At 67.2% G+C, this 6,123-nt stretch carries 3 protein-coding genes and 1 pseudogene; 2 read left to right on the forward strand and 2 right to left on the reverse strand.

All coding sequences use genetic code 11. The annotated features are described in order from the left end of the window. Nucleotides 1-2,241: 2,241 nt before the first annotated feature. Nucleotides 2,242-2,859, reverse strand: a complete 618-nt coding sequence (locus tag ABZY33_RS29915; RefSeq protein WP_356494822.1) for a DUF6000 family protein — start codon at nucleotides 2,857-2,859, stop codon at nucleotides 2,242-2,244. A gap of 323 nt (nucleotides 2,860-3,182) precedes the next feature. Continuing rightward, complete coding sequence (locus tag ABZY33_RS29920; RefSeq protein WP_356494823.1) at nucleotides 3,183-3,488, reverse strand: hypothetical protein; 306 nt, start codon at nucleotides 3,486-3,488, stop codon at nucleotides 3,183-3,185. A 1,137-nt stretch (nucleotides 3,489-4,625) separates the two neighbouring features. Between ABZY33_RS29920 and ABZY33_RS29925 the strand changes: the two genes are divergently transcribed. Together ABZY33_RS29925 and ABZY33_RS29930 are read left to right on the forward strand one after the other, a co-directional pair. Next, on the forward strand, nucleotides 4,626-5,630 hold the full coding sequence (locus ABZY33_RS29925) for a bifunctional DNA primase/polymerase (protein ID WP_356494824.1): 1,005 nt from the start codon (nucleotides 4,626-4,628) through the stop codon (nucleotides 5,628-5,630). After that, nucleotides 5,627-6,123: pseudogene (locus tag ABZY33_RS29930) on the forward strand (DNA primase); the annotation flags it as partial. The gene ABZY33_RS29925 and the pseudogene ABZY33_RS29930, both read left to right, overlap by 4 nt.

Below are 6,123 nucleotides of genomic sequence, written 5' to 3' on the forward strand. Positions count from 1 at the left end.
CACCTACAAGCAGGCCTGCAAATGGGCTTACCACCCAGCCTGGATACGGGCATTGGCAACCCCCTATGTGGGGACGAACATAGCGACGTGAGCACAAACGTGCCTGTTCACAGACACTAAGGCTGAGGCACAGGTAGCCATCACGGCTCTCAGGAAGGCGAGGGGAAAGATGGACACTCATGTCTCTCTCCTCGTTTACGTGCAAGCTTGCAGCGATGTTTGCGTGATTGTTTGTTTCCCCAGCTCAGAGGTGCTTTTCCTCCTCAGGAAGCGACTCCGATCGTAGTTGACGACAAGCCATGCTGTCGCCCTTCAGCCGACCCTTTTTCCACGCCACATGCCGGGCGGCCCGATCAACAAGCGCCGCCCCCTGCACGTGACAGCACGATCAGACCAGCTGTCATGACGAAGAAGGACGGTGGCAGGAGACTGAACACGCTGCTCACCACTCGCAGTCGGCGAGCAGCGATCCCGACCCGTCCGCTGCCCACGTAGACGACATAAGCACGCAGCTCCAGCGATGCTGGCCGCGCAAATCGTCGCGCTCACACCAACCTCAAGGTACGGGGTCCTGGTGAGGGCAGTACGTGGGGGAGACGGATCCGTATGAGAGCCCGCAGTCACGTACGTACGTCATGGTGGACAGGTATGAGGCCATTTGCTGGAGGCGTGGGCACGCTTCAAGTCCGGAACTGCGGTACCCAGCGCCGGGAGGCACTCACCCAACCGGCACCAGCCGCCCCTGGCGGGGTACAGGGACAACGACGCACACGCAACATCCGTACGGGCAGGCCGCACGGCACTCACCTAACTTGCCGCCGCTCCTGGCTCGATGCGGCCCGGTAGACCGTCCCATCCACCATGCACACACGCCGCTCAAGGCCCAAGACTGTCGCTCCGGAACTACAGGTCGCGGACTCAGCCCTTCCCCGATCGAACTGCCACCAGGCGGGCAGGATCCAAGAACACCGCAGCACGACTCCACTGTGGAAAGTGCTCCCCGCACCGCCGCCACGCGCCCATAAGCCCGGCACATCAACGCCACACAGAAGCCGACAGCAAGCTGGAGACTGTCGCCCCCTTCCGCAGCAAGTGCGGCGTCACGGATAAGCCTTGATTGCGCGGAAGCGGGGCCGAGAACCAGCGCGTGACGGAGGAGCCCGTCCTTCTCTCACGTCGTCGAAGCAGCGATGACGCTGATGTACGAGCGGCGGTCAGGATGAGCGACTGCCCGCGCACAACGGCCCTCCTCGGTCGTTGCCGGCCCACAACACCGCGCGCCCTCCCAGCAGCGTGAACAGATCATCGTGAGGCCAGGGTGGGGGAGTGGGGGGAGCAGCCACCAACGACACAGGCGAGCGCGTGGCAGACCGTACTGCGAGGTCACTCCACCCCGCACACGACCAACCGACGACCGGCCACGTCTCCAGCAAGTACGTCAGCACGAGCCCCACCGAACGAACCCGCCCGCCTCTGTGCGAAGCGATCCCGAGCGGAACCCGGCCCGCACTCGCACAGGCTGACGGGGCACCTACGGGAGGTTCGACTGCGCTGGATTCGGCGCGATGAGAGAGCAGGAGCACCCTGGCGCCTGCCTGGGCAAACGTTCTACGGGAGCGGGAAGAAGCACGGTCACTGCACTGCCTACGGGGAGCACGCCCAGGGTGGGGGAGTGGCCAAGAACCGCATCCCGACGCCCCAGCCCACCCAGCCCCGGCAGGGAGGCTGAAAAGTGAGGCCGCGACGGGTCCCATGTCCGACAAGGCACTCGGCACTCCGGGAACAGTCCTACGCGAAGCAACGCGCTCGGCCCCGATAGGCCCCCTGGAACCCGGTTTTCGCGCGATACAGCCACAGCTCTCAATGGCTCTGACAGAAGTCATTGAACGTTGCAGTACCTAGCGTCGGAAGAATCGTCCCGCACCGACCGCCTCAGACGCCCCGTGAAGCGCCTGACGCACCTTCGACCCGCCCAGGGGCGGCTCACTACTCCTCGGGCGACGAGAGCGCCCGGCAAGGGCCGTGCAGCGCATACCTGCCCCCGAAGGACGGGGAGCCTGGACGCCGTGGTGGAAGCAGCCCACCGAACGCCCGGCAGAGGCGGAGCCGGCGGTGAAGGTCTCCGTCGAGGTGCAGGACTCCTACACGTCGACCAGTACCTCGCGTCCCGCATACAGATCTGACCGCTCTCCCGGACGGCGATCAGATCCAGAGATCACCGGGAGAGGGAGATGGGGTCGGTCATCGCGGCTCTGCGTATTCGTCGATCAATGCACAGAGCCGACGAATGAGGCTCAAGGAGGAGGGTGTGGGGTCCAAGGCGTCCTGCATGTGTGGCGCATCCTGGAGCCACTGCTGCCACAGGCCACCCGGTTGCCGGAAGCGGGCGGCTCGGCCACCTCCGAGGTTCAGGTCGATGAACTGGAGAGCGCCCATGACGACAGTCTGGTCGTAGCCGAGGTCAGGACGACGGAGGTAGCGATCCAGGTAGGCGGCGAGCAGATCAGCGTCGCGCGGCGTTCCAGAACTGGCCAGGGCCACGCTGTAGGCCAGTCCAACGCAGCAGACCTCGCTGGCCAGCAGGAGTTCCCCGAGGCGCTCGCGGAACTCGGTCCGGCGGGAAACAGCTACGAGCCAAGCCGCGGTTCTCCGCTCTCGCCAGCCGCCTTCGAGAAGCTTGGCGATCTCATCGGCGGCGATGAGCCCTGCGTCCGCACGGAGACTTCGCATGAATCGGTCACCCTCAGGACTTTGCATGCGCAGCAAGCCGCCACCGAGCTTCAAGTAACGCCGCCCAGGCGTGACATAGCGGCGAAGCAAGGCCAGTGACTCGGCATCGTCGTGCGGATTGCGTATCACGCTGTCGATCCTGCCTTGCCAGCGCTGAACAGATTCAGTTCGTCGAGACCCTCGTAGATGTGCGCTTCGAGGCATTCCAGGGCGCCAAGGCCGCACGAGTGGCGAGCGCCAGGGATCCCACCCATCCCTCCAGTGGTACTGACCGCGGACAACGCACTGGTCCGTAGCGAGCAAGTAATCGTCGGCGTCGGCGAAGGACGGATCCCGGACTGAGGGGGCCTCAGCCGTGTAGTTCATCGGCAACTCAGGTCGGCGGGTCCCGCAGCACATGCAAGCGAACCCCACATCACCGCCAACACAGGCTGCCGGACACCACGAACCATCTACTGGTCAGAGGGATCGGTGAACGAGATCGGCTTACCGGTGGCGTGTGCGTATGCGATCTCCCTGCTCGTGGACTCGCCGATATACCCGCCTGGGTTGACGACCAGAACCCGGTCAGCGAGGTCGATCTTGCGCAGATGGAGGGTGTCCAGCTCGATCTTCTGCTCGTCGGTGATCGACTCGTCTGCCTCACCGGGGGCCACGACGATGGCACCCGCGAAAGTCAGATCACGGTTCACCGCACGCATCTCGTCCATGAACCGGGTAGAGCCGCAGATGCAGACGATCTCAGGTCGGTCGGGCATGGCTCGGTCCTTCGAGTCGAACGGGCAACGCCAGTGGCACGTTGGGTGGTAGGCCCCGTAGACGACACCTACCGTCGCCAGATGAACCGGCAGTTCTCCGCGCAGGAATCCCCCACAAGCCGGCCCGGTACGTGTGCCACGGCAAGCGCGGCACGCACCTTCGAGCGTGCCCTTCAACGTCTCCCTCAGACGCGCTGGCCCGGGGGACACGACCACCGCTGTACGGCCATCGCACTCGTGGTTGCCACTGGCCCCGACGGACCCGGGAGAAGCCCAGCTGGACAGAGATCTGCTGCGGACGCGGCAGGCAGCCTGCCGGGCCGTTCGGGGCCCGGCAGCAAAAGGAGCGGGTCCGATGTCGCAGCTACTCGCGAACCTGAGCGCCTCACCCGCCCAGCCCCGCAGGCAATCCGAGCCGCCCGCCCCCACTCCCGCCCCTGAAAAACAGAGCCTGCAGAACAGCCAGGCCCGCCGCGCCGCGCCGCTCTCCCGGCCCCCGCCCCTGAGTCGCTGGCTTCAGTCGCTGTGTCGCCCTCTTCAGTCGCTCCGTTCAGTCGCTGGGTAGCTGTTCAGTCGCTGCCGACACGGGGGTCATCGGGCACAGCGACTGAAGGGCAGCTACTGAGCGATCCTTCAGTAGCTGTTCAGTCGCTTAAAGAAAGCCCAGGTCAGAGGGGTCCTCTCCGGCTGACAGCGACCGAAGCGACTCAACGGCCCTATATATGAGCCCATCTAGGGTTTCTCGTGTGCGTCATAGATAGAGACCTTCAGTCGCTTCAGTCGCTGTTTTGCTGTTTGCGCTTCGCTGACCTGCGGTTTTTCCTCAGCGACTGAACAGCTACCGAAAGCCTCTCAGTAGCTGCGCGATCGCCGTCAGTCGCTGGCGCCCCCGCAGGCCTGTTTGTCGACACAGCCGACGACGCTCTTTGGCCGTGCTCACCAGCCCTACCCGGCACTTTCGCTAGTCTGTGTCTGTCGTTGAGTCGCTTCGGTCGCTGGTAGGAGATGTACATGCCCTCTGAGCTGCGTTTTCCCCGCAGCGACTCGCGACGCCCTGCCCTGGACCCGGCGCTCGACCCGTCAGTCGCTGCGTCCCCCTTGGCCACCGCCCTGTGGTGCGCGCGCCGAGGCTGGCCCGTGCACCCGCTGACCCCGGGACGCAAGACACCGGCACGCAACTGCGACCGCTGCCGCACCACCCCCCACACACCCGCCGACTGCCCCTGCCTGCCCGCAGGCCGCTGGTGTCACGGTTTCCACGCGGCCACCCTCGACCAGCGCCGTATCCAGCAGTGGTGGGGCGCGCAGCCGGACTTCGGCGTCGGCGTGGCGTGTGGTCCCGCAGGCCTGGTCGTCGTCGACATCGACGCCCACAGCGCGCCGCCGCCCAGCCGGCACCGGATCCTGCCGGGCATCCCCATCGCCGACCACATCGACCTCACCGGCCTCGCCACGGGCTACCATTCGCTGGCCGTCCTCGCCGCTCTGCGCGACCAGCCGAGCCCCGCCGAGGACGCCTCGACCCTGCGCGTCCGCACCCCCTCCGGCGGGCTCCACGTCTGGTACCGGGCGGAGGACAACCGCCGCTGGCAGTGCTCCACCGGCTCCGGCCAAAGAGGCCGCGCCCTGGCCTGGCAGGTCGACATCCGGGCGCACGGCGGCTACATCATCGCTCCGGGCACCACCACCGCCGCAGGCCCGTACACGGCCGTGGGGGAGGTCAGGGAACCGGCTGCGCTGCCCCAGTGGCTCGCTCAGGAACTGGAGCGCACCGGACATCTGCCCGCGCCCAACATCCCCGCCCCGCGCCCCGTTCCGCCCCGCGCCCAGCAGGCCGTCGTGGCCGCCGGCGGCGGACGCGCCAGGGACGCCCACACCCTGGCCGCGATCCTGGCCCCCGTCGAGGCGTGCGGGCGGGTCACCGAGGGCGCGGGCTTCTCCGACGCGCTCAACCGCGCCGCCTTCACCCTCGGCGGCCTGGTCGCCGCCGACCGGCTGTCCAGGGACGCCGCCGAACAGGCCCTGCGTGAGGCGGCCGCGGCCGCCCGTCCGGGCCAGGAGCGCCGCGCGGAACAGATCATCGCAAGCGGACTGAGCGCAGGAATCAAGCGGCCCCTCTACGCCGACGGAGGATGCCCGTGACCTCCCCCACCCCGGGCAACGAAACACTGTTCGACTTCGACCCGGCCGCCGTGGCCGCCCAGATCCGTGGCGCCGCGGCCGTCCCCCTGCCCGCCCAGGCCGACGCCCCGGCATCGGACGCCCCGGCGACCGCGCACGGACTGCTGCCCGACACGCTCACCGACCGCGGCAACGCCAAACTGTTCGTGAAGCTCTACTCGAACGACTACCGGCATGTTCCGGGGATCGGCTGGTATCGCTGGGACACGACGCGGTGGCAGATCGACGAGGACGACACGGTCCTGTGGGCCGCCGGAGACCTCGCCGAGAACATCGCGGTCCACGACGCCCGAGGGCTGTTCACCACCACCGCCCTCCAGCAGCACCGCCGTCGCGCCCTGTCGACCACCGGCATCAACGCGATGTTGACGCAGGCGAAGTCGGCGCCGGGGATGGTCCTCAACGCGGCCCGGCTGGATGCCGATCCGTATGCCCTGTGCACGCCGCAGGGCAT

Origin of the sequence: Streptomyces sp. NPDC006552 (genome assembly GCF_040611655.1) — a bacterium.
In the GTDB taxonomy this organism is placed as follows: domain Bacteria; phylum Actinomycetota; class Actinomycetes; order Streptomycetales; family Streptomycetaceae; genus Streptomyces.